The organism is Nocardia sp. AB354, from assembly GCF_049538315.1.
Taxonomy (GTDB): Bacteria; Actinomycetota; Actinomycetes; order Mycobacteriales; family Mycobacteriaceae; genus Nocardia; species Nocardia nova.
This window is the reverse complement of the sequence record NZ_JBMVFU010000002.1, coordinates 127,456-150,099: the sequence shown is the minus strand read 5'-3', so window position 1 is coordinate 150,099 and position 22,644 is coordinate 127,456. Positions and strand designations below refer to the sequence as shown.

Below are 22,644 nucleotides of genomic sequence, written 5' to 3'. Positions count from 1 at the left end.
GTACTCGCGGAACAGGCGGTGGCACATCAGGTCTCACCGCACCCGAAGCAGCAGGAGAGGACGGCCGCAATGATGCGCAGGCACGAGGGACGACGGGTGGTGGTGACCGGGGCGGGCTCGGGCATCGGGCGGGGCATCGTGGTGCGCATGCTCGCCGAGGGAGCGCATGTGGTGGGCGCCGACATCTCCGAGCCCGGACTGAAGGAGACCGTGGCGGAGGTGGGCGCGGATCGCGAGCGGCTCCATACGGTCACCGTCGACGTGGCCGATCCGGAATCGGTGCGCCCGGCCGTCGCCGCGGCCGTCGACCATCTCGGCGGATTGGACGTGCTGGTCAACGCGGCCGGAATCATGCGTACCGCGCACACCCACGAGATGGCGTTCGAGAGCTGGAATCAGGTGATCGGCATCAACCTCACCGGCACCTTCCTGATGATGCAGGCGGCCATCCCGACGCTGCTGCAGTCCGAACATCCGGTGATCGTGAACTTCTCCTCCACCGCGGCACTCGGCGCGAATCCGTATATGGCCGCCTATGCCGCCTCCAAGGGCGGGGTGAACGCGATGACCCATGCGGTCGCGCTGGAGTATTCACAGAAGGGCCTGCGCGCGGTGAACATCGTCCCGGGCGGAATCACCAGCGGAATCACCAACAATCTGCAAACCCCCGAAGACGCCGACTGGAACCTCTTCTCCCGCCTGACCGGCTGGCTCAACGGCGGCGCCCTGGGCGAACCCGCCGACGTCGCCGGCGTGGTCGCCATGGTCGCCTCCGAGGACGGCCGCTACATCACCGGCTCGGAGATCCGCGTCGACGGCGGCGCCCTGATGTGAACTTTCCGAGACCCCGCCGGAGCGGAGCGGAGGCCAAATTCAACTGATCCCCAAGCGACTCGTGCACGCGGGCCAGGCACCCCAGCCCTGCCGGGCCCGCGTCACCTCGGCGATGGCGATCTGCTCTTCCCGGGTGGCGAGATCCGGCCGCTCGGCGTACTTCAGTCCGCCCTGCCGGGACCAGGTGCTCTGGTCGAACTGGATACCGCCGAAATACCCGTTGCCGGTATTGATCGCCCAGTTGCCACCGGATTCACACTTGGCCAGCGCGTCCCAGACCGCGCCGTCGCGCACGGGCGGAACTTCGGTACCGGGCTTGGCGCCCTTGCGGACGGTCTTGGGCTGGGCGGGGACGACGACGGTATGCCCGACGGCCTCACGCGAGGTTTCCTTGCCGTTGACGATCGAGACGGCGTAGGTGACGTCCTGCACCCCGGCCTTGCCGGGATTCTCGACGACGGTCCGGCTCATGTTGAGGTCGGTGTCCTCGATGACGTTCTCGGTCGGGTCGAGAGGTTCGCGTTCGGTGACCTTCTCGGTGTGCTTGCGGGTGACGGTGATCTTCATACCGTCGTGCAGCGGGGTGACGGCTACCGGCTCCACGGTGTCCTCGCCGGTCAGCGGCACGCCCTGTACCTGCAGCAACTCCCCGACCGTCGGTGCCGCCAGCCGCACGTAGCTCATCGGTTCACCGTTGTCGGACAGCTGCACCGTGCGCGGGCTGGTGACGGCCAGCACGGCGCCCTGCAGCGGCAGCGGGGTGGGACGCGAGGGCGAGACGAAAACGTCGCCGGGCAGCTGCAGTTGAGTCAGTGCGTCGGCGACGGTGTACGCGGTGGTCCACACCTGTTTGGTCTTGCCGTCGAAGGTCAGCGAGAGCTGCCGGGCGCGATTGAGCGTGATGGTCGCACCGTTGACGACGTCGGCATCCCCGGACGGCGACACCGAGTCCTTACCGGCCAGCTTGTAGCCGCCGGCCTTGAGCACACCCTTCACACTCGCGGCCATGGTGGTGACGGTCGTGCGCTGACCGTCGACGACCAGGATGACGGTCTTGCGGCTGACGATCGCCAGACTCGCCCCGATGATCAGGGTGATCAGCATCGCGGCGATCGCCGCGTAGAGCAGCGGCGAGCGCGACGTGTTGATCCGCTGGAGAGCGGATATCCGAAACTCCGGCATGGTCACAATACGATAACGAGGGGGTCGGTCCCCGGCAACTACATGCCGTGGAACAGGGGATTTCCACATCACGATTCGATATCGACGATCCGGAAATATCACGACCGCGCAATCGTAAGTGAACTGGAGCACACCTCGCATTCCGGTCGCGAGTTATGTGACGTACCGCACGCGTGCGGCCTCAGCCCCGCTGCAACCGGTAGACCCGCTCGGCATTGGCGGTCGTGATCTCGGCCAGTGCCGCGGGATCCTGTTCGCGCAGTTCGGCCAGGGCGCGCACGGTGTAGGGCAGGCAGTACGGCTCGTTCGGCGCGCCCCGGAACGGGTGCGGCGTCAGGAACGGCGCATCGGTCTCCACCAGGATCTGCTCGTCCGGCACCAGCTTCGCGGCCTCGCGCAATTCGTGCGCGTTCCTGAAACTCACCGTCCCGGAGAAGCTGAGCAGATACCCCTCGGCCACACAAGCCAGCGCCATATTGGCGTCGGAGGAGAAGCAGTGGAAGATCACCGTGTCCGGCGCGCCCTCGTCCAGCAGGACCGTCAGCACATCGTGATCTGCCTCGCGGTTGTGGATCATCAACGGCTTCCCCAGCCGTTTCGCGAGGTCGATATGCCAGCGGAAGCCCTCCACCTGATCCTCGATATCGGCACAGCCGTCGAGTTTGCCGGGCCAGTAGTAGTCGAGCCCGGTCTCGCCGACGGCGACCACGCGGGGGTCGGCGGCCAGCTTCTCCAGTTCGGCCCGCGCCGCATCGTCCAGCGCGTTCGCCCGGGTCGGATGCAACGCGACCGCGGCGTACACACGCGGATCCCAGTGCGCGGCGTCGACGGCGAAGCGGGCGGCATCCAGGTCGTCGGCGATGGTCACCACCCGCCCGACACCGACCGCGGCGGCCCGATCCACCATGGCGGCAACCGATTCCGCGTCCTCGGCGCCGCAGGCATCGAGATGGGTGTGCGCGTCGATCAACGGCGACAGCGGTTCGGGCGGCTCGGGTGCGGGTCGTTTACCGGGCATCGGACCAGATTAGACACACCGCACCGACGGCAGGTGAACCCGGCGAGAGCGAGGAGTGGACGACGGGATATCGACGCGTGGGATTATCGGCGGCGGATTAGAGTGGACACACCATGAGCGCACCCGAACGCACGTCACCGGCCTTCTACATCACCACGGCGATCGCCTACCCCAACGGCGCGCCGCATATCGGCCATGCCTACGAGTACATCTCCACCGATACGCTGGCCCGGTTCAAGCGGCTCGACGGCTACGACGTGTTCTTCATGACCGGCACCGACGAGCACGGCCAGAAGGTGCAGCAGGCCGCGCGCGTCGCCGGCGTCTCCGTGGAGGAATACGCCGCGCGCAATTCGGATGTGTTCGAACGCATGGACAAGGCGCTCGACATTTCCTACGACCGATTCATCCGCACCACCGACGAGGATCATCTCGCCGCCAGCATCGCGATCTGGGAGCGCATGCAGGCCAACGGCGATATCTACCTCGACACCTATTCGGGCTGGTACTCGGTGCGCGACGAGGCCTTCTACACCGAGGAGGAGACCACCGTCACCGAGGACGGGACGCGACTGGCGACCGAAACCCGGACCCCGGTGGAATGGACCGAGGAGTCGAACTACTTCTTCCGGTTGTCGAAATATCAGGACCGGCTGCTCGAACTGTACGAGAACACACCGGATTTCATTCTGCCCGCCACCCGGCGCAACGAAATCGTCAGCTACGTGAAGGCCGGCCTGAAGGATCTGTCGATTTCGCGGACCACCTTCGACTGGGGTGTGCCGGTGCCCGGTGATCCGGCGCACGTGATGTACGTGTGGGTGGACGCGCTCACCAACTATCTGACCGGTGTCGGATTCCCGAATACCGATTCGGCCGCCTTCCAACGGTTCTGGCCGGCGAATGTGCACATCATCGGCAAGGACATCACCCGGTTCCACACCGTCTACTGGCCGGCCTTCCTGATGTCGGCGGGTATCGAATTGCCGAAACGCGTTTTCGTGCACGGCTTCTTGTTCAACAAGGGCGAGAAGATGTCGAAATCGGTCGGCAATGTGGTGGACCCGCTGGCGCTGGTCGACCAGTACGGCCTCGACGCCGTGCGGTTCTTCCTGCTGCGCGAAATCTCCTACGGCCAGGACGGTTCCTACAGCCACGACGCCATCGTCGGGCGGATCAACACCGACCTGGCCAACGAATACGGCAATCTGGTGCAGCGCAGCCTGAAGATGGTGGCGCGCGACTTCGATTCGACCGTCCCGACTCCCGGCGAATTCACCGAGGCCGACCGGGAGCTGCTCGATCGCGCGAACGGCTTGCTGGAGCGCTGCCGCACCGAATTCGACGGCCAGCAACTACATCTTGCGCTCGAGGCGATCTGGCTGACCCTCGGCGAGACGAACAAGTACTTCTCCGCACAGCAGCCGTGGGCGCTGGCCAAGTCGGGCACTCCCGAGGACGTGGCCCGCGAGGCGACCGTGCTGTACGTAACCCTCGAGGTGCTGCGGATCGTGTCGATCCTGGTGCAGCCGGTGATCCCGGGTTCGGCCGGGCGGATTCTGGACCAACTCGGCCAGACCGCGCGCACCTTCGCCGACATCGCCACACCGATCGAGGCCGGACTGGCCCTACCCGCGCCGGAGCCGGTGTTCCCGAAGTACATCGAACCCAAGTAGGGCGACCGGAGCCGGTTATGGATGCGGAATTCGCCGAGCGCCACCGCAGCGTTCGCGCCCAGGCGCTCGGCACCCCTCGGGGCCGTCTCATCGGCGCGATGGTCGAATGTGTCGGCGCCCGTGGCTTTTCCGCGACGACACTCACCGATATCGTCGCCCGAGCCCACGTATCGCGAAGCACCTTCTACGAACACTTCGGCAACAAAGAACATTGCTTCGTCGAGGCTGTCCACACGGGTATGGAGATGATCCGCACCCGGATCGTCGACGAACTGGCACAACTACCCCGGGATGCCGATCCGCGCTGCCGCATCGCCACTGTGATCACCACGTTCTGCGCGGTGATCGCGTCCGAACCGGATTTCGCGCGGCTGATCCTGGTGGAATCTCTGTTGGTCGGCGAAGCGAGCACCGACTTCCGGGACATGGCGCTGGACCGGTTCACGACCATGTACCGGAAATATCACGACAAGGCCCGCGCCGCCGACCCCGCGATACCGGAACTGTCGGACGAGCTGATCGCGCTGGTGCCCGACGCCATCGGCGAGCGCACCCGCCGTGTCCTGGTCCGCGACGGCGCACAGCGCGTACCCGAATTAGCGCCCACCTTCATCGAATTCGCCAACGCCGCACTGGGTTTGGCGCCGGCACCGGTGCACGCGTAGCGAGCGAGGCTCCTGCGCCCGCGCCGGGCACGGCGGCGACGGTGCCACCGAACCGCGGCAGGCGGGCGCCCCGGGACTATTCCGCGCGGGCGGCCAGGACCGCATCGTAGAGTTCGCGGCGCGACACCCCGCCCGCACGCGCGGCGACCTGTGCGCACGCGTCCTTGAGGCGAATTCCGTCGGCGACCAGTTCCTCCACCTCGTCCACCAGATCGACGGGATCGGCCGAGACCGGTTGCGCCCCTTCGACCACCACCGTGATCTCTCCGCGCGCACCCTCGACGGCCCATGACGCCAGCTCACCGAGTCCGCCGCGCACGACCTCCTCGTAGGTCTTGGTCAGCTCCCGGCACACCGCGGCCCGGCGTTCGGGGCCGAGGACCTCCGCCGCATCGGCCAGACAGTCGGCGAGCCGGTGCGGTGCCTCGAAGAACACCACCGCGCGCGGCTCGGTGACCAGGGTCGCGAGCCACTGCTTGCGCTGCCCCGACTTTCGCGGGGCGAAGCCGTCGAAGCAGAACCGTTCCATCGGCAATCCGGACAGGGCCAGCGCGGTGGTGACGGCCGAGGGGCCGGGCAGGCACGTCACCGGCAGATCCCGTTCGATACATGCCGCGACCATCCGGTAGCCGGGGTCGCTGACCGAGGGCATCCCCGCATCGGTGACCAGCAGGACCGTCTTACCGGACTCGATCTCGTCCAGCAACAACGGGATTCGCGCCGCCTCGACGTGATCGTAGAAACTCACCACACGTCCGGTGATCTCCACCTCGAGCGCCTTGGCCAGGGCCCTGGTCCGGCGCGTGTCCTCGGCGGCCACGACGTCCGCGCTCGCCAGGGCGTCGCGCAACCGCTGCGACGCGTCACCGATATCGCCCATCGGTGTCGCCGCCAGCACCAACCGCCCGTCGTGCTCGCCCATCGCCGTCCTTTCCACCGCCGCCCCACCATCCGGACCGGCCACCACGCACCCGCGCCCGGTCCGGGCAAACGCTACCCGGGTGCGCAATCGCGCCCGAGTCCGCAGGTGCGCCGTGCGGGTCGGCTCACCGCCGCGCAGCCCACCGCCGCACACCGCATACGATCGGAGCGTGACCCAGCTGACCGATACGCGACCGGCGATCGGCGCGGGCCCGGCCTTGTCCAGTCCGGCGCCGCTGCGCCCCGCACCCGATTTCGGACCGACCGACCGGGCCAGGGGCTGGCTGGTCACCATATTCCTGACGGCGGTCGCCGCGGTCACCCGGTTCACCATGCTGAACTACCCGACCGACGCCGGCACCCCGGTCTTCGACGAGAAGCATTACGCACCGCAGGCCTGGCAGATGCTCACCGGGGGCGGGGTCGAGGACAACCCGGCCTACGGGCTGGTGGTCCATCCGCCGGTCGGTAAGCAGATGATCGCGCTGGGCGAAGCGATATTCGGCTACACCAGCTGGGGCTGGCGCTTCACCGCGGCGGTCTTCGGGTCGCTGCTGGTCCTGCTGGTCATCCGCATCACCCGGCGGATGGCCCGGTCCACGCTGATCGGCGCGATCGCGGGCGTGTTGTTGATCGCCGACGGCGTGACGTTCGTGTCCTCGCGCATCGGCATGCTCGACATCTTCCAGGCGGTCTTCGTCGTCGGCGCCTTCGGCTGCCTGATCGTCGACCGCGACGAGATGCGGGCGCGCCTCGCCCGGGCCGACGCCGAGGGCCGAATAGCGCTGAACGCGTTCGGCCCGCGACTGGGGGTGCGATGGTGGCGGTTCGGAGCCGGTCTGCTGCTGGGATTGTCGTGCGGAACCAAATGGTCGGGCCTGTATTTCATCCTGTTCTTCGGGCTGATGACGGTGTGCTTCGATGTGGCCGCGCGCAAGGCCTACGGGGTGCCGCGCCCCTGGGTCGGTACGGCGGTCCGTGATATCGGACCCGCCCTGTATGCGCTGGTGCTGATTCCGCTGCTGGTCTATCTGACGTCCTATTGGGGCTGGTTCGCCAGCGAGGACGGCTACGACCGCTATTCGGTGGGCAATGCCGTGGGCGCCGGCGGCACCTGGTCGTGGGTGCCGGACGCGTTGCGCTCGCTGTGGCACAACCAGGCCGAATCGCTGAAATTTCATGAAAGCCTGACCAATTCGGCCGGTAACCATCATCCCTGGGAATCCAAGCCGTGGTCGTGGCCGATGGGTCTGCGCCCGATGCTGTACTACTACGCGGACAACGGCGTGACCGGATGCGGGCAGTCGGTCTGCGTGAAGGCCGTGATGCTGATCGGCACACCGGCGATGTGGTGGTTGTCGCTGCCGATGCTCGCCTGGGCGTTGTGGCGCACCGCGACCCGGCGCGACTGGCGGTACGCAGCGATGCTGGTCGGCTACGGCGCCGGGCTGCTGCCGTGGTTCGCGGATTTGGACCGGCAGATGTACTACTTCTACGCGGTTCCGATGGCGCCGTTCCTGGTGATGGGTCTGGCCCTCACGCTCGGTGACATCTTGGGCCCGGCACCGCTCGTGCGGGCCCGGTCGGGACGATGGTTCGCGCTGGCCGGCGAGCGCCGGAGCCTCGGACTACTCCTGGTATGCCTGTATCTGGGTCTGGTGATCGCCAACTTCATCTGGCTGTGGCCCATCCTCACCGCCCTGCCGATCACGCCGAGCAACTGGCACGACCACCTCTGGTTGCCCAGCTGGCGCTGAGGTCCGATCCGGCTACGGGGTCTCGCCCAGCGCGGCCCGCACGTAGCGCAGCGCCGCCTCGTCGTCGAGACCCAATCGGCGCACCGCGGCAACGTATTCGGTGGCCGCGCGCCCGGCCGCGTCGCGAGTCGGATCCCCGGAGGAGGCGATGAACGACCCGAGCCGGCCCCGGGTCTCGAGCACACCGTCCTGTTCGAGTTCGCGGTAGGCGCGTGCGACGGTGTTCGGCGCCAAGCCGAGCTGGACGGCGAGCGCGCGCACGGTCGGAATCTTGGTACCGGCGGTGAGTTCGCCGGATTGCACCCGGGCCACGATGCCCAGCCGCAGTTGTTCGTACGGCGGCACCGTCGATTGATGGTCGACCGGGATATCCAGCATCGGCTTTCACACCTCGTCACGCGACAGCGGGCAGGACAGGCAGCGGGGCCCGCCCCGACCGGAACCCAGTTCGGATCCCGGAATGGTCAGCACCTCGATGCCCGCGTCGGCCAGCCGTGTATTCGTATTCTCGTTGCGTTCATAGGCCACCACGACCCCGGGCGCCAGTGCGAGGGTGTTGTTGCCGTCGTCCCACTGTTCCCGTTCGGCGGTCACCCCGTCCAGCCCGGTGTCGATGACTCGGAGTTTGTCGATGCCCATCGCCTCGGCCGCGGCGGGCAGGAACGGGTCCGGCCCGCTCATCCGCACCGAATCGCCGTCGGCCCGAATAGTGAACGCGCGCAACGAATTCTGCACACCGGGGTACATGACCACCGCATCGCGGTCGACCATGGTGCACACCGTGTCCAGGTGCATGGTGGCCCGGTTCTGCGCGATCGGCACCACCAGCACGGTATGCGCGAGGGCGTCGTCGAAGAGACTGCGCGCCAAGGCTTCCGCCCCCGCCGGCGAGGTGCGCTCCCCTACCCCGATCGCGACCACACCGGGCGAAAGCAGCAGGACGTCACCGCCTTCCATCGGCGCGGTGTGCGATTCGTAGGCGCGGCGCACGCCGAGGAAGCGCGGATGGAACGCGTACACCAGATCGGTGAGCGAGGTTTCGCGGGCACGGGCCGGCAGCGCCAGTGAGGTGATGGCCACCTTGGGCCCCACCCAGAACGACGAATCGCGGGTGAACAGCAGATTCGGCAACGGATCGATGACGAAATCGGTGCCCTGGTGCATGCGCCGCACCAGTGAGGCGGCATCCGGTTCGAACGGCAATTCGTCGAAGGTCATGCCGGCCATGAGGGTTCGCGCCAGATCGGGTGCGGGCACCGCGCGCAGATAGGTCTTCAGATCCTCGGCCAGGGCGTAACCGATGCGGCGGGCGTCGACGGCCGCGGTGATGCCCATACTGCGTCCGGCGCCGCTGACCGCGAGCGTCTCGGTGAGCAGATCGGCGAGCAACAGCACCTCGACGCCGCGGCCGCGCAGCACGTCGGCGAAGATCTCGTGCTCCTGTTGAGCCCGCTCCACCCAGGGGATGGCGTCGAACAACAGTTGATCGTTGTTGCGCGGCGTGAGTCGGCGCAGCTCATCGCCCGGGCGATGCAGCAGTACCGCGCGCAGCGTCCCGACCTCGGTCGTCACGGAAAACGGTCGCGCCGGGGGCACAGCCTCTGGTCCCATATCCCGACCGTAATGGGCCGCCGCCGGGTTGGCACGGAATTGTTCGCCGACCGGGCCGGATCCGGCGCCCGACGATATCGGCCGCTGCGCGGCGGCGAAGTTCCCGGTTCTCGCCCGGCCGCCAAAAACCTGAAGTATCGTTGAGGTATGCAGCATACGACGTGGCAAGCCAAGGAGCTCACCCCCGGCCAACTGTCGGAACGCAGCGGCGTCGCGGTGTCGGCACTGCATTTCTACGAACGCGAGGGCCTGATCGCCAGCCGCCGCACCAGCGGAAACCAGCGCAGGTACTCACGGGAAACGCTGCGCAGGGTGGCATTCATCCGAATCTCGCAGCGCGTCGGAATTCCGCTCAGCGAAATTCGCAAGGCTCTCGACACCCTACCGGAGGGGCGCACCCCCAATCGCAAGGATTGGGAACGATTGTCGGTAACGTGGCGCACCGACCTCGATCAGCGCATCGAACAGCTCACCCGGCTGCGCAACAGCCTCACCGACTGCATCGGCTGCGGCTGCCTGTCACTGGGCAGCTGCCGCATCGTCAACTATCACGACCGGCTCGGCGACGAGGGCCCGGGCGCGCGCACCCTGGATGTGAGCATCGACTGCACGAAAGGCGAGGGATGCGAGAACCCGGCCTCGGCGAGCCGTGCGGACGTGGCCGAGGACGCCGACGTGACGGGGTGCGCCGAAAAGATGTGCGGATGAGTCCCGCTCAGCGCAGGAAGCGGTTGAACTGGTCGTTGGCGCGACGCATCGTGAACTCGTAGGGCCAGGCGAACTTTCGCGCCCACCAGTAGCCGAAGCGCACGTCGAACGAGGTGTAGACGAGGAAGCGATTCTTCTCGATGCCGCGGAAGATGGCTCGCGCGGCCTGGTCGGGTGAGGCCGCGTGCGACTGGAAACGCTTCACGTACCGCTGGATTCGCGGATCGTCGCGGTCCACACCGGCGATCTCGACGGTCTGCACCAGGTGGGTGTTCACCGCGCCGGGCACCACCAGATGCACCGTGATCCCGTGCCGGGCCAGATCGAAACGCAGCACCTCCGATACGCCGCGCAACCCGTACTTGCTGGCGCTGTAGGCCGCATGCCAGGGAAATGCCAGCAGCCCCGCGGCCGAGGACACGTTGACCAGCGCCCCGCCGCGACCGGCGCGCACCATCTCCGGCACGAAACTCTCGATGACGTGGATCGGGCCCATCAGGTTCACGTCGACCAGCGAACGCCAGTGCCGGTGCTCGAGATTCTCGACGGTGCCCCAGGCCGAGATGCCGGCGACGTTCATCACCACGTCCAGGCTGCCGTGCCGAGCGTGCACATCCTGGGCGAAGGCGGCGACCGCCTCGTACTCGCTGATGTCGAGAGCCCGCGATTCCAGCACCTTGCCGCCGGTGCGCCCGATCTCCTCGACGGTGTCCGCGAGTCCGGCGGCATCGATATCGGTGAGGACGAGTTCGGCCCCCTGCGCGGCGGCGGCGATCGCGGTCGCCCGACCGATTCCGCTGGCCGCGCCGGTGACCAGAGTCTTCTTGCCGCTCACGGACTTCAAGCGATCACGCACGCCGTTCCTCGAATGCTCTGCGGTGTGATGTCGGTGCTGGGCCGGCATCCGGACTGACTATCTCCGTTGCCCTGGAGCATACGTGTTCCCCGACACACCGCATCCGTACCGGGCCGCACGGGCACGTCACGGCTACGACAATCCGCGCAATACCGACAACATCCCGGCGACCGCGGCCGGCCACGGGAACTGTTCGGCCCGTGAGCGCGCGGCGCGCCGTCGCTGCGCCGCCGGACGGGCCAGCACATCGGTGACGGCCTCGGCGAAGGCCGACGGGTGATCGGCGGCCACGGCCCCGCATTCGGCGGTCACGATGTCGGCCAGCGCCGAGGAACGACTGGCCACCACCGGGGTGCCGGCGGCCAGCGCCTCGAGCGCCGCCAGCCCGAAGGTTTCGTGCGGCCCGGGTGCGAGCGAGATATCCGCACTGGCCAGCAGGGTCGCCAAATGCGTTCGGTCGTCGATGAATCCGGCGAAATGTACGCCCGGACGCCCGTCGGGCAGCGCGGCCACACCGCGCGCCTGCCGGACCAGCGCGTCGCGGCGCGGCCCGTCTCCGGCGACCACCAGCCGCACGTTCACCCCGCCTCGGCGCAGCTGATCCACGGCCTCGATACTGCGATCGACCCGCTTCTCCACCGACAACCGCCCGCAGTGCACCACCAGATGCGAGCCCCCGAGCCGCGCGCGCAGGGCCCGATCGTGGCGATGCGGCGCGAACAACTCCAGATCCACACCCAACGGGACGAGGGCGACATTCGGAGCGTCGATCCGGTCGAATTCCGCGCGGGCGAACGCGGTGGTGCAGACCACCATGTCGTAGTCGGCCGCGGTGCGACGATTGGCGACGTCGGCGGCCCGCCGTGCGACCGAGGTGGGCAGCACCTGGCCGAGCAACCGGTCGAGGCGCTCATGCGAGATCATCACCGACGCGACATCCCGGCGGCGGGCCCACCGCCCGAACCCGCGCAGCGTCAGCCGGTCCGACACCTCGAGCGCATCCGGCGCCAGCCCGGCCAGCAGATCGGCGACCCGATGGGGATCGGCCGCGCGATATCCGCCCGTCCACGGAATCCCCAATGCCGGCACGGTCATCCGCACCACACCGTTGGGCAGGACCTCCTCGTCCCGCCGCGCGCCCGGCACGATCAGCACCACCTCGTGCCCGGCCGCCACATATCCGGCGCCGAGATGATGCAGTGCGGTGCGAAGTCCGCCCGAACGCGGCCCGTAGAAGTTCGCCAGCTGAGCGATGCGCACGCGCCGATCGTTCCCGCCCCGCGAACCGGCGGGACGAACACCGGATGAATGCTCGCCGAAGGATGCACCAACCGCCCGCACCGCCCTGTCACGACGCGTCACCCAGCGGCGGGCCGGACTCGGATCATGCCGTGGGCGCGCTCGGACCCCAAGCGCGACAGCTCGGCGCGCACCGGAATCCATTCGGTGTCCACGAACCGCAGCCGAAACACGAGTTTCCTTGCCGGGGAGTCGATGTCGCCGGCGAATACGGCTGCGAACGCCGCCCGGTAGTCCCGCTGATCATCCGGATGCACGACCGGCCGTTCGGTGCTCCACCGTTCCAGCGGCGGTGGCGGCGGACTGATCCACTCGTACACCAGCCCCATCGCCAGTTCGACGAAGCCGACACCGGCGTCGGCCGACCGCGACACCGCCCGGGTGATCGCCAGATCGGTATCCGGGCGCGGCGGGCTGACGTCGGTGATCTCGTGCAGCAGCGCCCGGGTGACGTGCGCGGTGCGGGTCGAGGCGGCCAGGTGCGGATCCTCGCGATGCACCCGGATCACCAGCTGAAAGTTGCGCACAATCTCGTCGTCACCGCGAATCGCCAGCTCCCCCTGCCAGCGCCCGGCCGGGTCGGTGCCCGCCACCACCGCGGTGTAGGCCATCCGCTCGTCGAAGCGCACCATCCGCCCGAACACCTCCGGCGGCGTGCGCACCACCCGCACCTGGTCGGGGGCGCGGGCGAAGGCGAGTTCCTCCAGGCCGGGGCCGTGGTGGGCGAGTTCGGTATCGGAATCCCAGTCCCATGCCGCGACCGCGCGCCGCGGCGGGGGTCGCCGTCCCTCGGCGCCGACCCACAGCTGCACCCCGTGCACCGCCCCGAACGAACAGAAGACCGGCACCGCGATCGCGGTCCAGCCGCCCTCGGACAACACGATCCGGCCGTCGGCCGTGACCGCCCCGGACGGAACGGCCGCTGCCGCGGTATCGACGGCAGCGGCGGCCAGCGCGGAGGCACCCGCCCCGAGCGAGCGCCCGGCGCGCGACAGACTTGTCCATTCCCGGACGCGCGACCCGTCGGCGACGATGGTCGGACCACCCGCGGGCGCGAGCGTTTCCACCAGCAGCCATGGCGAACCCACGGATTCGGCGCCTGCCATACCGAGGAATCAGATCCGATGCGCCCCACGGGAAACCCGCGGGAGTTCGAGGTCGAGCGGGATCCGCCCCTCCGCCAGATGCGGTTCGGCCTCGTCGGCGGGCATCGGCCGCGCGATGAGGAAGCCCTGCGCCCGGTAGCAGCCCAGGCCGACCAGGGTGCGCGCGGCGACCGCCGTCTCCACGCCTTCGCCGACCACCCCGAGACCGAATGAACCGGCAAGTCCCACAATGGATTTCACGATCGCCAGATCGTCGGTACTGGCGCCGAGCCGCTGCACGAAACCGCGGTCGATCTTCACCGCGTCCACCGGCAGCGCCTTGAGATGCGACAGCGAACTGTAGCCGGTGCCGAAATCGTCGATCGCGATCTGCACGCCCATGCGCTTGAGTCCGCGCAAGGTCACCTGGGTGCGGGTCAGATCCGAGACCACGACGTGCTCGGTGATCTCCAGGCATACCGAACTGCCGTCGATTCCGTGCCGGCGCAGCACGTCCTCGACGCATTCCACGAAGTCCAGGCTCACCAACTGCACCGGTGAGACGTTGATCCGGATCACCACGTTCGAGGCCAGCCCGGCGCGCCGCCATTTCGCGAATTGCGCCAGGGCCGTGCGCAATACCCAGCGACCGAGTTCACCGGCCAGATTCGTCGCCTCGGCCACCCCGACGAACGCACCGGGCGGCAGCAGCCCGCGGGTGGGATGCTGCCAGCGCACCAGCGCCTCGAGCGCCACGATGCGCCCGGTCCGCAGGTCCACCTCGGGCTGATAGTGCAGCAGCAGCGAACCGTCGGAGACGGCGCCGCGCAGATTCAACTCGACGTCGTCCTGCAGTTCGAACTGCGCGCGCATGGCATCGGTGAACACCGCGACCCCGTTGCCCCCGCCGGATTTCGCCGACAGCAACGCGTGGTCGGCGCGGCGCAACAGATCCGCGACGGTGGTCTCGCCCGGCATGCCCAGCGCCACACCCACGCTCGCGCCGCGACTGACCGTTTCGCCGCCGACCGACACCCGGCGGGTGATCAACTGCTGAATCCGGGTCGCCTCGAGTTCGGCCGCGACCGGATCCACGGGTTTGGCCGGCACGATGACGAATTCGTCGCCACCCAGCCGCGCGATCATGTCGTTCGGATCGAGGTGTTCCTTCAGCCGCGCCGACAGCGTGCGGATGAAATTGTCACCGGCGGTATGCCCCAGAAAATCGTTGAGCGCCTTGAGCCGATCGAGGTCGAGGAAGAATGCGGCGACCGGTCCCGAACTGCCCGGACGCAGCCGCTCCTCCATATGTTCGAGCAGGGCGCGCCGGTTGGCCAGTCCGGTCAGGTCGTCGTGCAGGGCGATGTAGCGCAGCCGTTCCTCGGCCACCACCCGGGCCTGCAATTGCGCCAGCAGCGCCGCGATCGCCTTCAGGACGTTGATCTCCCGGGTGCTCCACTGCCGGTCGCCCCGTTTCATGAATCCGAGCAGTCCGGTCGGCTCACCGCGCGACATCAGCGGGACGGTCGCGGTCGTCACATCGCTCAGTCCGGAACGGCGAATCGTCTCCTGATAGTCGGAGAATTCCGGGGTGGGGCGGGCGATCATCGGTTCGGTGGCGTGTTCGACGGCTCGGAACACCGAATCGGCCTGCTCGAAATACACCACCCGCAGCGGGTCGGGGTCGGGCACGTCCTGGCGTTGCGGCCATTCGGCGACCAGGACCGTCGCCCGGCGTTCCCGGTCGGTATGGCGGACGAAACTGAAATCGACGTCGAAGTAGTCGACCAGTTTGGCCAGCACTCGTTCGGTCGCCGCCACCATCGTCGTGGCGTCGACACCCATCAACTCCGCGGCGACCTGGGTCACCAACGAGTCGAGTGTTCGCCGAGGCACCTTGTCTCCGATCGCGCTATCCACGGCATGTCAAGGGAAGGACGTCCACGCCCCGAGCGTCGATGAATTCGCCCTGAACCGACGCTAGTGTATCGACGTATTGCGATGAAATCGCGGTGAGTTCGCGGAGAGGTGCGGCGGAGAATTCGCCGAGGACCGCGACGGGGCCCGTCCGGCGGGGTCGCACAGGGTGGTCAGCAGCCATATCGTCGCAGCGCCTCCGGTGCGACATCCAGCCCAGTCATACGGTTCCTACTCTGTTGCTGCGCGGCGCGGCGCGATCTTTCGGCCACCTCCGCTCGGCATGCGGTACCGCCGGTGTCGGGTATGGCCACCTAGGGAAGTATCCGTCATCCCTCCGAAATTGACCAGACGTCCGGCAAATCTTCCGAAACCTGAGCGTGACGCGGGGTATCGATCGAGGTCATCCCCTCGGCTTCATACACCGCACAGAACAAAAAGACCGCCCGGTTCCCATTTGGTTACCCGTTGGCAACCGAAAATCACACCAGAATTGAGATGAACAACTCCAGCCGGTCGGGACCACGCCACACCTCGATCTCCTCGCGATAAGCGCGGGTGATCTCGGCCGACGCGGTGGCGTCGTCGACCTGAGCCCAGACGTCCTCGACCGGATCGTGATAATCACCGTTGGGTTCGAATCGGGCATATACGCCCTTCGGGACGCGAATCATCACATCGCCGACCGGCACCTGTTTCGGCGCCTGATATTCGTAGCTGACCAGCACGTTGTAATTTCCGGCCGGGTCGGGCACGTACACGGTGTAGAGCGGACCGCCGATCTCACGATCGCGCAGCCGGTCCCGCAGGAATTCGATCAGTTCGCTGTTGCTGACCTTGAAACTCGGCCGGACCCGCGGCACCACCAGACCGCCGTAGATGGCCGCGTCGCGGACCACGATCGAATACGTCATCGGGGGTCTACCGCCAGGTACAGATCGATCTTGTACGCGTGCGGATAGCATTCGAAATCCCCGGTGAAGGTGCGTTTGATCTGATTGTGTTCCTCGGCGTAGGCGATCTGGGTCCACAGGTCGGTCATGATCTGCGGGAAATTGCCGACAGCGGAGAAACGCGCATAGGCGCCGGCGGGCAGACGGGACACGATGTGCCCGCGCGTCACCCGGTCGAACGAGAGGCATTCGTAGCCGACGATCTGGGTGTTGAACGTGCCCAGATCGTGGGCGTAATCGGTATAGGAGCAGGCCAGCGGGCCGCCCAGTTCCTGATGCAGGACGGCGGCCCAGGCGGCCTCGAGATCACGATCGCGCAGTTCTCCGAGGGCACGTTTCGGACTGCGCACCGGTAGCCCGGCGACCCACGTCTCGTCCCGCTCGACGATTTCGAACTGCATGCAAGAACTCTCTCGATGTGATCGCGTTGGGCCGCGCAACCGGTGCTGCGGCGGACCGTCCGGCTGGAAACGCCATGCTATCAACATCGAAAGCTACGGACCTGCACGTCTGCTGCCGGGACAGCTGATCATCCGACCGGTCCGGTACCAGCGACCTGTCGGCTTTTCGACCGACAGCGGCCTCCGTCACGGGAATCGGGGATTCTCGTCGCCACCGCGAACACCTCGCGCCGGATCGAACGAATCGCCCACATGCCACGAATCGGCAGATACCGGACGGCGTGGCGTGGATCGCAAACGGTCAGCTATCGGAAGCGGTAGGTGTGACACGACCGCCACCGAACGGGCAGACTCGCAGGGGCATCGACCGAACGGAGGACCGATGGTGCGTCGCACCAGCCACAGCGAACCACCGAACGCCGGCGCGGCGGCATCCGCCGACTATCCCGACCTCGACACCATGGATACGGCACTGACCGAATGCCGCGCCTGCCCGCGACTGGTCGCCTGGCGCGAACAGGTCGCCCGCGAGAAGCGGGCCGCCTTCCGCGACGAAACCTACTGGGGCCGCCCGGTCACCGGTTTCGGCCCCGCCGACGCCGCCATGCTGCTGGTCGGCCTCGCCCCCGCCGCCCACGGCGGAAACCGCACCGGCCGCATGTTCACCGGCGACCGCAGCGGCGACGTGCTCTTCGCCTCCCTCTACGCCATCGGCGCCGCCACCCAGCCCACCGCCACCCGCCGCGACGACGGCCTCCGGCTGCTCGGCACCCGCGTCACCGCCCCCGTGCATTGCGCGCCCCCGGACAACAAACCCACCATCGACGAACGCGATCGCTGCCGGCACTGGCTGATCAACGAACTCGAATTACTCGCCCCGACAGTCCGTTCCGTCGTCGTCCTCGGCGCCTGGGGCTGGCAGGCGCTCATGCCCGCCCTCACCGCGGCCGGCTGGCAGGTCCCCCGCCCCCGCCCCCGATTCGGCCACGGCGTCCACTATTCGATCGACCCCGCCCGGCCCGGCCGCCACCGCCTCGAACTGTTCGGCAGCTACCACGTCAGCCAGCAGAACACCTTCACCGGCCGCCTCACCCCCGCCATGCTCCGCAAGGTCCTCAGCGAAGCCGCCACCACCGCCGGCCTCCACCTCACCCCACCCACCCCCGAACCCACCTGACCCCGCATTTCCCCACATCGACCAGCCGATTCGGAATCTCCGGCCCCCACCTGCTAAAGTTCTCCTCCGTTGGCCCGGAAACGAGCCGCGGGGCTATGGCGCAGTTGGTAGCGCGTCTCGTTCGCATCGAGAAGGTCAGGGGTTCGATTCCCCTTAGCTCCACAGAATACTGAAGCCGCAGGTCATAGACCTGCGGCTTCGTCGTTGTGCGGCATTGCCGGACATGTCGGTCAGCCGGCTACATGGATGTGGGGGCGGATAGTCTCGGGCCGGTCGATCAAGTCGATCATGCATGCCGCGAGATCGCTTCGGGTGATGCGAATTCCGAAGGTGACGTTGCGGTCGGTCGCGGTGCGGTACGCGCCCGTTGCCGGTTTGTCGGTCAGTTGCGGCGCACGGACGATGGTCCAGTCGAGGCGGGTGTGGCGCACCGCCTCCTCGGCGCGTGCCATGTCGTCGAGGCTGTGCCGCAACAGCCGCTGCAGGATCAGCGGTTTGACGGCATAGCGGGTGAAAGGGTCGTCGCCCGGACCGGCGACGGCCGCGCTGTTGCTGACGACGATCAGCCGACGCGCGCCGGTGGCTTCCATCGCCTGGCCGATCGACTTAGCCGCATCGGCCATCACGGTGGTCGGGCCCTGTTCCCGTGTCCCTATGGCGTCGAGCACCGCGCCGGCGCCGGCAACCGCGGGTTCGATCTCGCCCGGCTCCATGACGTTCGCGGTGATCACCGTCAACTTCGAATCGGCGGGCAGCGTATGGGCGGTGGCACGTACGACGGCGGTCACGTCATGGCCCGCGGCCAGTGCCTGTCCGACCAGATGCTTACCCGTGCGGCCGTTCGCACCGAAGACAGTTACTCGCATCGTGCACCTCGCTGGAGTTAGTGAATTTTCACTAACCTAGGTGGGTGAAGATTCACCAACTGTCAATCGGAGGCCACCATGAGCGCTCGGGACCGCATCTTGGACGCGGCGGCGGACATTATGCGTGAGCGTGGCGTCGCCCGTGCCACCACGAAGGAGATCGCCAAGGCGGCCGGTTATTCGGAAGCGTTCCTGTACAAGCAATTTCAGGACAAGGAGGACTTGATCGTCCATGTCCTGCGCGAACGCATGCCGACCGGATCCGTTCCCTCTCCGCGCCCGGGCGAGGCGACGGTCGCGGCCAACCTGGTCGACATCGCACGTGCCTTGACGGCCTTCTATCAGCAGGCGCTGCCGCTGTTCGGGGGACTGCTGGCCGAGCACACCCGGCTGGTAGCCCACCGAAAGGCGATGAAGCGCCACGGTGCCGGTCCGGGGCATGCCGTTGCCGGAATCAGCACGTACCTTCCCGCCGAACAGGAACTGGGCCGTGTCGACACCGCCGCCGACGTGGAGATGACCGCCGCGCTCCTCGACGGAACCTGCTTCCATCAGGCATTTCTGCACTACTACGCGGAAGGTCCTGACGCCGGCCCGATACCCGAGGACATCGTCTACCGCATGGCCCACACCCTGGCCCGCGCACTCTGACCTCACGAAATCCGCTCACGCGGCATGCCGGCAACTCGCCGGATTCGCGCAAATCCCGTCATGGCTTCGACCAGGTCGACGCCAACCGGCCTGATTCGAACCTGCGGGCCCTCGACCGTCAGGCTGTGCGGGTTGTGAAGCGTCAGGCACACTTCCGTATCGCCTGCGGCCATTTTGTTCGGTGTCGCACGAACACGGCTACGGCCCGGCACTGAACGCAAGGGTCACGAAGCGGGTGATCACCGTGGAGGCTTCGCCGGGTCTATGTCCCCGCGTGCCAGTTGCAGGAGGAGGCCCTCGACGAGGGACAGGAGTCCGCGTGCGGTGCGCAGCGCATCGTCGCCCGGTTGGCCGGTTGCCGTCGCGGGGAGGGCGGCCGCGATGGCGGCCGCGAGTCGATCGGAGCCGGCGGACAGGCGGGCCGACATCTCCGGATTTCGCGCGGCTCGGTTGACCACGGCGAGCCAGGCCATCACCTGGATGCGCCAGTTGTCATCGGGTCGAGGTTCGGCCGCGGCGATGGCTGCTCCGGGGATCATGCTCCGAAGTACCTCGCGCACAGTCGATTCGGCGTCGCGCGGCTCGGCGAGGGTGGTGAGTTGATCGACCAGCCGCTCGTCGAGCATCGGACCGGAGATTCCCCCGGACTTCGCCGGGCTCTCGGCTGCGATGCGCAACGCCTTCATCGCCTTCGCGGCGACCGGCGATTCCGGATGGCCGCGTTTCGACACCACCGAACGGATTCGCCGGATCTGGACCACCCCACCGGGGCTGGGCGGCGACACGCTGCCGACGTCCTGCCGGATCCGGCAGCGGGAACCACGCGCGCGGTCGGCCGACGTCCGCACACCGAATAACCCGAAAGGCATACCTATCCGGTATCGAGCGAGTTTGATGGTGATGTGGACGGCACCCCGATGTCGAGGCCGGTGAACCTGGTGGCGGGAGCCGCCGCGAGGGTCGGCGGAGCTGCTGGGCGCGTGCTGGGTTTCGGGTTCGGCGTCGCGCGGCGGGTGCCGGGCGTCGAGCCGGTGCTCGCGGAGCTGGAACAGCGGGGCGCGGACACCCTGGAGGCCGCCGACGACCTCACCGAACGGGTGCTGCGTGCGGTGGTCGGCAGGATCGTGCGGACCGCGGTCGGCGCTGTCGACCTCACGGAGCTCGTCGTCGACAACGTGGATCTCGACGCGGTGGCCGAACGGATCGATGTCGACAAGATCATCGGGCGGGTCGATCTGGTCGGGTTGGCCGACAGCGTGATCGAGGGTGTCGATCTACCTCGGATCATCCGCGAATCCACCGACTCGATGTCCGCGGAGGCAGTTCTCGGCATCCGGAGCCAGGGGATGCACGCGGACGATGCCGTCGCGGGGTTCGTCGGAAAGTTGCTCCGGCGAGCACCGTCCGAATCGGGCGCGGAGTGAGTGCCCCTGCGCACCGTCCCGCCGGCATCGTGACGCGGTCGATCGCATCGGGGGTCGACGTCGCCGTCGTCCTGGCGATCATGGCCGCGATCTACCTGTGCCTGGCGTTCGCTCGGCTGCTGTTCTCACCGCAGGATTTCACCTGGCCGGACGCCGGTGCGGTGATGTCGACGGGCATATTCATCGTGGTGTCGGTGCTGTATCTCACCGGATGCTGGGCCGTGAGTGGTCGCACCGTCGGCGCCGTGATGATGGGGCTGCGGGTGGTGACCCGCGGCGGCGAACTCGTGGGATGGCCGCGGGCTCTGGTGCGGGCGGTGTTCTGCGTGATGTTCGCGGTCGGATTGTTCTGGGTGGTGGTCGATCCGCGCCGGTATTCGCTGCAGGACATCGTTTTGCGCACCACGGTCGTGTACGACTGGCAGTCGGAGGCCCATTCGCCGGCTTAGGTGCGCAGGATCCGGCGACAACCGCCGATGCTCGAGCGAGCGCACCCACGATCGCGTGATCACCTATCCCGCTGCGGGTTTCGGTGATGTGGCCGGTGGATGTGCGATCGACGGAGTCGTCGGACGCGCCGACTTCGTCGGCATCGGAGGTTTCGTCGCCGACGTCGTGGTCGTTGTGGGCCTTGTCGATGTGGTCGTCCCGGGTGTCGTGGCGACCTCCGGCGACGTGGAAGTCGTCGAACTCGCCGCGATCGTGGTACTCGCGGATGCTGTCGCGGACTTGGTTGTCGTGCCCCTGGCTGCCGTCGTCGTGGTGCCGGCCGGTGCCGTAGTCGTGGTGGTCGACAGGGTGGCGGCCGGCACTCCCGTGGAAGGCAGAGTGGCGGTCGGCACCGTCGTGGCCGGCACAGTCGTGGTCGCCGTCCTCGGATCGGCAGTTACCGTCACCGTCGATGTCTCCACCGAAGTCGTAGGGGCCGTGGATATCGGTGGTGAGACGACCGCGCCCGGATCCGGCACGCCGGGCAAGATCTGGATCGAAAGGCTCGCAGTGGCAGAGAAACTCGCGCCGGCCGAGGCCGCCGTCGAGGTATCCGTCGTCGTGGATTCTGTCGCGGTGGCCTGGCCGGCACCGGGATCGATGGGATCCGCGGCCGGTGGCGCGATTCCGGAATCGGCGGTGGTGTCGGTACTGCCCGTGCCGTCGCCCGGTACGGAGATTTCGCTCGACGCGTCGGACATCGGGCTCGCGTTCACCGCGCCGGCTTCGCTGGGAACAGCGCCGCAGTCGAGAGTCTGCACGGCGGGTTCGCCGGGGTGCGACTGCGCCTCGTTGACGTGCGCCGGCGGGCCCGAATCCGCTCGCACCACGAGCGTTATCCCGATCGCCGTGGTCACCAACGCGGTGACCACTCCCGCGCGCGAGATCTGCCGCCGGAATCGTCCGCCCGACCGCGGAATTCGACGCCGAGACTCATCATCGATATCGGTTGCTGTCACTCGCTGTTCGCTGTTGTCGACGGTTCGCATCCGCCCACCGCTTTCTTCCTTGTGATGCGCCGACCGCCGGAACCGGTGCGCACACCGCCTCCGAAAACACGCCCGAGCGTCGGACGACGAATTCCGGCAGTTCCGCGAACAGCGAAACGCGCGCATTACGGCGTCGCCTCGCCGAACGGGCGGGGCATCTGCAAG

24 protein-coding genes and 1 tRNA gene are annotated in these 22,644 nt (G+C 67.6%); 11 read left to right on the top strand and 14 right to left on the bottom strand.

The window, feature by feature from the left end; all coding sequences use genetic code 11:
* Nucleotides 1-72 precede the first annotated feature (72 nt).
* Nucleotides 73-834 carry an SDR family NAD(P)-dependent oxidoreductase gene (locus tag ACPCUW_RS03215; protein WP_030515203.1) on the top strand — a complete coding sequence of 254 codons (762 nt, stop codon included), beginning with the start codon at nucleotides 73-75 and terminating at the stop codon, nucleotides 832-834.
* 39 nt (nucleotides 835-873) lie between these two features.
* On the opposite strand, the gene ACPCUW_RS03210 is transcribed toward ACPCUW_RS03215, so the two are convergent.
* Nucleotides 874-2,001: a resuscitation-promoting factor gene (locus ACPCUW_RS03210; RefSeq protein WP_064901815.1), complete on the bottom strand. Its 1,128-nt coding sequence runs from the start codon at nucleotides 1,999-2,001 to the stop codon at nucleotides 874-876.
* 196 nt (nucleotides 2,002-2,197) lie between these two features.
* Complete coding sequence (locus ACPCUW_RS03205) at nucleotides 2,198-3,034, bottom strand: TatD family hydrolase (RefSeq protein ID WP_423423617.1); 837 nt, start codon at nucleotides 3,032-3,034, stop codon at nucleotides 2,198-2,200.
* Nucleotides 3,035-3,147: 113 nt separating this feature from the next.
* On the opposite strand from ACPCUW_RS03205, the gene metG reads away from it, so the two are divergent.
* Both metG and ACPCUW_RS03195 read left to right on the top strand, forming a co-directional pair.
* The gene (metG, locus tag ACPCUW_RS03200) at nucleotides 3,148-4,710 is read left to right on the top strand and encodes a methionine--tRNA ligase (protein WP_423423616.1); all 1,563 of its coding nucleotides are present in this window, start codon (nucleotides 3,148-3,150) and stop codon (nucleotides 4,708-4,710) included.
* A gap of 17 nt (nucleotides 4,711-4,727) precedes the next feature.
* Nucleotides 4,728-5,375, top strand: a complete 648-nt coding sequence (locus ACPCUW_RS03195; RefSeq protein WP_423423615.1) for a TetR/AcrR family transcriptional regulator — start codon at nucleotides 4,728-4,730, stop codon at nucleotides 5,373-5,375.
* A gap of 76 nt (nucleotides 5,376-5,451) precedes the next feature.
* On the opposite strand, the gene rsmI is transcribed toward ACPCUW_RS03195, so the two are convergent.
* Entirely contained in the window at nucleotides 5,452-6,297 is an 846-nt protein-coding gene (rsmI, locus tag ACPCUW_RS03190) for a 16S rRNA (cytidine(1402)-2'-O)-methyltransferase (RefSeq protein ID WP_423423614.1), read from the bottom strand.
* A gap of 169 nt (nucleotides 6,298-6,466) precedes the next feature.
* Here rsmI and ACPCUW_RS03185 point away from each other — a divergent pair, with 169 nt between their 5' ends.
* On the top strand, nucleotides 6,467-8,053 hold the full coding sequence (locus ACPCUW_RS03185) for a dolichyl-phosphate-mannose--protein mannosyltransferase (RefSeq protein WP_423423613.1): 1,587 nt from the start codon (nucleotides 6,467-6,469) through the stop codon (nucleotides 8,051-8,053).
* A gap of 12 nt (nucleotides 8,054-8,065) precedes the next feature.
* Here ACPCUW_RS03185 and ACPCUW_RS03180 read toward each other — a convergent pair whose 3' ends face one another.
* Complete coding sequence (locus tag ACPCUW_RS03180; protein WP_030515196.1) at nucleotides 8,066-8,431, bottom strand: GntR family transcriptional regulator; 366 nt, start codon at nucleotides 8,429-8,431, stop codon at nucleotides 8,066-8,068.
* Between the two features lie 6 nt (nucleotides 8,432-8,437).
* Nucleotides 8,438-9,664, bottom strand: a complete 1,227-nt coding sequence (gene arcA, locus ACPCUW_RS03175) for an arginine deiminase (protein ID WP_063009294.1) — start codon at nucleotides 9,662-9,664, stop codon at nucleotides 8,438-8,440.
* A gap of 147 nt (nucleotides 9,665-9,811) precedes the next feature.
* On the opposite strand from arcA, the gene soxR reads away from it, so the two are divergent.
* Nucleotides 9,812-10,372 carry a redox-sensitive transcriptional activator SoxR gene (gene soxR, locus ACPCUW_RS03170; protein ID WP_063009292.1) on the top strand — a complete coding sequence of 187 codons (561 nt, stop codon included), beginning with the start codon at nucleotides 9,812-9,814 and terminating at the stop codon, nucleotides 10,370-10,372.
* Nucleotides 10,373-10,379: 7 nt separating this feature from the next.
* Here the strand turns inward: soxR and ACPCUW_RS03165 are convergent, their stop codons facing one another.
* From ACPCUW_RS03165 to ACPCUW_RS03140, 6 genes are all read right to left on the bottom strand, one after another.
* On the bottom strand, nucleotides 10,380-11,276 hold the full coding sequence (locus ACPCUW_RS03165) for an SDR family oxidoreductase (RefSeq protein WP_064901808.1): 897 nt from the start codon (nucleotides 11,274-11,276) through the stop codon (nucleotides 10,380-10,382).
* 84 nt (nucleotides 11,277-11,360) lie between these two features.
* Nucleotides 11,361-12,488, bottom strand: a complete 1,128-nt coding sequence (locus ACPCUW_RS03160; RefSeq protein WP_423423612.1) for a glycosyltransferase — start codon at nucleotides 12,486-12,488, stop codon at nucleotides 11,361-11,363.
* A 98-nt stretch (nucleotides 12,489-12,586) separates the two neighbouring features.
* Entirely contained in the window at nucleotides 12,587-13,633 is a 1,047-nt protein-coding gene (locus tag ACPCUW_RS03155; protein ID WP_423423611.1) for a GAF domain-containing protein, read from the bottom strand.
* Nucleotides 13,634-13,642: 9 nt separating this feature from the next.
* A complete protein-coding gene (locus tag ACPCUW_RS03150) occupies nucleotides 13,643-15,457 on the bottom strand; it encodes a putative bifunctional diguanylate cyclase/phosphodiesterase (protein WP_051755924.1) in 1,815 nt (604 codons plus the stop codon).
* Between the two features lie 554 nt (nucleotides 15,458-16,011).
* Nucleotides 16,012-16,443, bottom strand: coding sequence for an effector binding domain-containing protein (locus ACPCUW_RS03145; protein ID WP_030515189.1), 432 nt, complete (start codon nucleotides 16,441-16,443; stop codon nucleotides 16,012-16,014).
* The gene (locus ACPCUW_RS03140; RefSeq protein ID WP_030515188.1) at nucleotides 16,440-16,883 is read right to left on the bottom strand and encodes a GyrI-like domain-containing protein; all 444 of its coding nucleotides are present in this window, start codon (nucleotides 16,881-16,883) and stop codon (nucleotides 16,440-16,442) included. Before ACPCUW_RS03140 ends, ACPCUW_RS03145 begins: the two co-directional genes overlap by 4 nt.
* Nucleotides 16,884-17,343: 460 nt before the next feature.
* On the opposite strand from ACPCUW_RS03140, the gene ACPCUW_RS03135 reads away from it, so the two are divergent.
* Together ACPCUW_RS03135 and ACPCUW_RS03130 are read left to right on the top strand one after the other, a co-directional pair.
* The gene (locus ACPCUW_RS03135; protein WP_063009455.1) at nucleotides 17,344-18,060 is read left to right on the top strand and encodes a uracil-DNA glycosylase; all 717 of its coding nucleotides are present in this window, start codon (nucleotides 17,344-17,346) and stop codon (nucleotides 18,058-18,060) included.
* A gap of 89 nt (nucleotides 18,061-18,149) precedes the next feature.
* A tRNA-Ala gene (locus ACPCUW_RS03130) sits at nucleotides 18,150-18,222 on the top strand.
* A gap of 68 nt (nucleotides 18,223-18,290) precedes the next feature.
* Here the strand turns inward: ACPCUW_RS03130 and ACPCUW_RS03125 are convergent.
* The gene (locus ACPCUW_RS03125; protein WP_423423610.1) at nucleotides 18,291-18,926 is read right to left on the bottom strand and encodes an NAD(P)-dependent oxidoreductase; all 636 of its coding nucleotides are present in this window, start codon (nucleotides 18,924-18,926) and stop codon (nucleotides 18,291-18,293) included.
* 78 nt (nucleotides 18,927-19,004) lie between these two features.
* Between ACPCUW_RS03125 and ACPCUW_RS03120 the strand changes: the two genes are divergently transcribed.
* The gene (locus ACPCUW_RS03120; protein ID WP_423423609.1) at nucleotides 19,005-19,577 is read left to right on the top strand and encodes a TetR/AcrR family transcriptional regulator; all 573 of its coding nucleotides are present in this window, start codon (nucleotides 19,005-19,007) and stop codon (nucleotides 19,575-19,577) included.
* Nucleotides 19,578-19,579: 2 nt separating this feature from the next.
* Here ACPCUW_RS03120 and ACPCUW_RS03115 read toward each other — a convergent pair whose 3' ends face one another.
* Both ACPCUW_RS03115 and ACPCUW_RS03110 read right to left on the bottom strand, forming a co-directional pair.
* Nucleotides 19,580-19,750, bottom strand: a complete 171-nt coding sequence (locus ACPCUW_RS03115) for a hypothetical protein (protein WP_423423608.1) — start codon at nucleotides 19,748-19,750, stop codon at nucleotides 19,580-19,582.
* A 66-nt stretch (nucleotides 19,751-19,816) separates the two neighbouring features.
* A complete protein-coding gene (locus ACPCUW_RS03110; RefSeq protein ID WP_423423607.1) occupies nucleotides 19,817-20,446 on the bottom strand; it encodes a TetR family transcriptional regulator C-terminal domain-containing protein in 630 nt (209 codons plus the stop codon).
* Nucleotides 20,447-20,479: 33 nt separating this feature from the next.
* Here ACPCUW_RS03110 and ACPCUW_RS03105 point away from each other — a divergent pair, with 33 nt between their 5' ends.
* Genes ACPCUW_RS03105 through ACPCUW_RS03095 form a run of 3 tightly spaced genes read left to right on the top strand, consistent with a single transcriptional unit; the run spans nucleotide 20,480 to nucleotide 22,504 of the window.
* Nucleotides 20,480-21,001, top strand: coding sequence for a hypothetical protein (locus ACPCUW_RS03105; RefSeq protein ID WP_423423606.1), 522 nt, complete (start codon nucleotides 20,480-20,482; stop codon nucleotides 20,999-21,001).
* On the top strand, nucleotides 20,998-21,450 hold the full coding sequence (locus ACPCUW_RS03100) for an RDD family protein (protein WP_423423605.1): 453 nt from the start codon (nucleotides 20,998-21,000) through the stop codon (nucleotides 21,448-21,450). Before ACPCUW_RS03105 ends, ACPCUW_RS03100 begins: the two co-directional genes overlap by 4 nt.
* A gap of 55 nt (nucleotides 21,451-21,505) precedes the next feature.
* Entirely contained in the window at nucleotides 21,506-22,504 is a 999-nt protein-coding gene (locus ACPCUW_RS03095) for a hypothetical protein (protein WP_423423604.1), read from the top strand.
* Nucleotides 22,505-22,644: the final 140 nt, after the last annotated feature.

Coding starts and splice junctions, on each gene's coding strand:
- ACPCUW_RS03215 (WP_030515203.1), top strand. CDS start 73: ATGCGCAGGCACGAGGGACGACGGGTGGTGGTGACCGGGGCGGGCTCG.
- ACPCUW_RS03205 (WP_423423617.1), bottom strand. CDS start 3,034: ATGCCCGGTAAACGACCCGCACCCGAGCCGCCCGAACCGCTGTCGCCG.
- metG (WP_423423616.1), top strand. CDS start 3,148: ATGAGCGCACCCGAACGCACGTCACCGGCCTTCTACATCACCACGGCG.
- ACPCUW_RS03195 (WP_423423615.1), top strand. CDS start 4,728: ATGGATGCGGAATTCGCCGAGCGCCACCGCAGCGTTCGCGCCCAGGCG.
- rsmI (WP_423423614.1), bottom strand. CDS start 6,297: ATGGGCGAGCACGACGGGCGGTTGGTGCTGGCGGCGACACCGATGGGC.
- ACPCUW_RS03180 (WP_030515196.1), bottom strand. CDS start 8,431: ATGCTGGATATCCCGGTCGACCATCAATCGACGGTGCCGCCGTACGAA.
- arcA (WP_063009294.1), bottom strand. CDS start 9,664: ATGGGACCAGAGGCTGTGCCCCCGGCGCGACCGTTTTCCGTGACGACC.
- soxR (WP_063009292.1), top strand. CDS start 9,812: ATGCAGCATACGACGTGGCAAGCCAAGGAGCTCACCCCCGGCCAACTG.
- ACPCUW_RS03165 (WP_064901808.1), bottom strand. CDS start 11,276: ATGCCGGCCCAGCACCGACATCACACCGCAGAGCATTCGAGGAACGGC.
- ACPCUW_RS03155 (WP_423423611.1), bottom strand. CDS start 13,633: ATGGCAGGCGCCGAATCCGTGGGTTCGCCATGGCTGCTGGTGGAAACG.
- ACPCUW_RS03150 (WP_051755924.1), bottom strand. CDS start 15,457: ATGGGTGTCGACGCCACGACGATGGTGGCGGCGACCGAACGAGTGCTG.
- ACPCUW_RS03145 (WP_030515189.1), bottom strand. CDS start 16,443: ATGACGTATTCGATCGTGGTCCGCGACGCGGCCATCTACGGCGGTCTG.
- ACPCUW_RS03140 (WP_030515188.1), bottom strand. CDS start 16,883: ATGCAGTTCGAAATCGTCGAGCGGGACGAGACGTGGGTCGCCGGGCTA.
- ACPCUW_RS03135 (WP_063009455.1), top strand. CDS start 17,344: ATGGATACGGCACTGACCGAATGCCGCGCCTGCCCGCGACTGGTCGCC.
- ACPCUW_RS03125 (WP_423423610.1), bottom strand. CDS start 18,926: ATGCGAGTAACTGTCTTCGGTGCGAACGGCCGCACGGGTAAGCATCTG.
- ACPCUW_RS03120 (WP_423423609.1), top strand. CDS start 19,005: ATGAGCGCTCGGGACCGCATCTTGGACGCGGCGGCGGACATTATGCGT.
- ACPCUW_RS03115 (WP_423423608.1), bottom strand. CDS start 19,750: ATGGCCGCAGGCGATACGGAAGTGTGCCTGACGCTTCACAACCCGCAC.
- ACPCUW_RS03110 (WP_423423607.1), bottom strand. CDS start 20,446: ATGCCTTTCGGGTTATTCGGTGTGCGGACGTCGGCCGACCGCGCGCGT.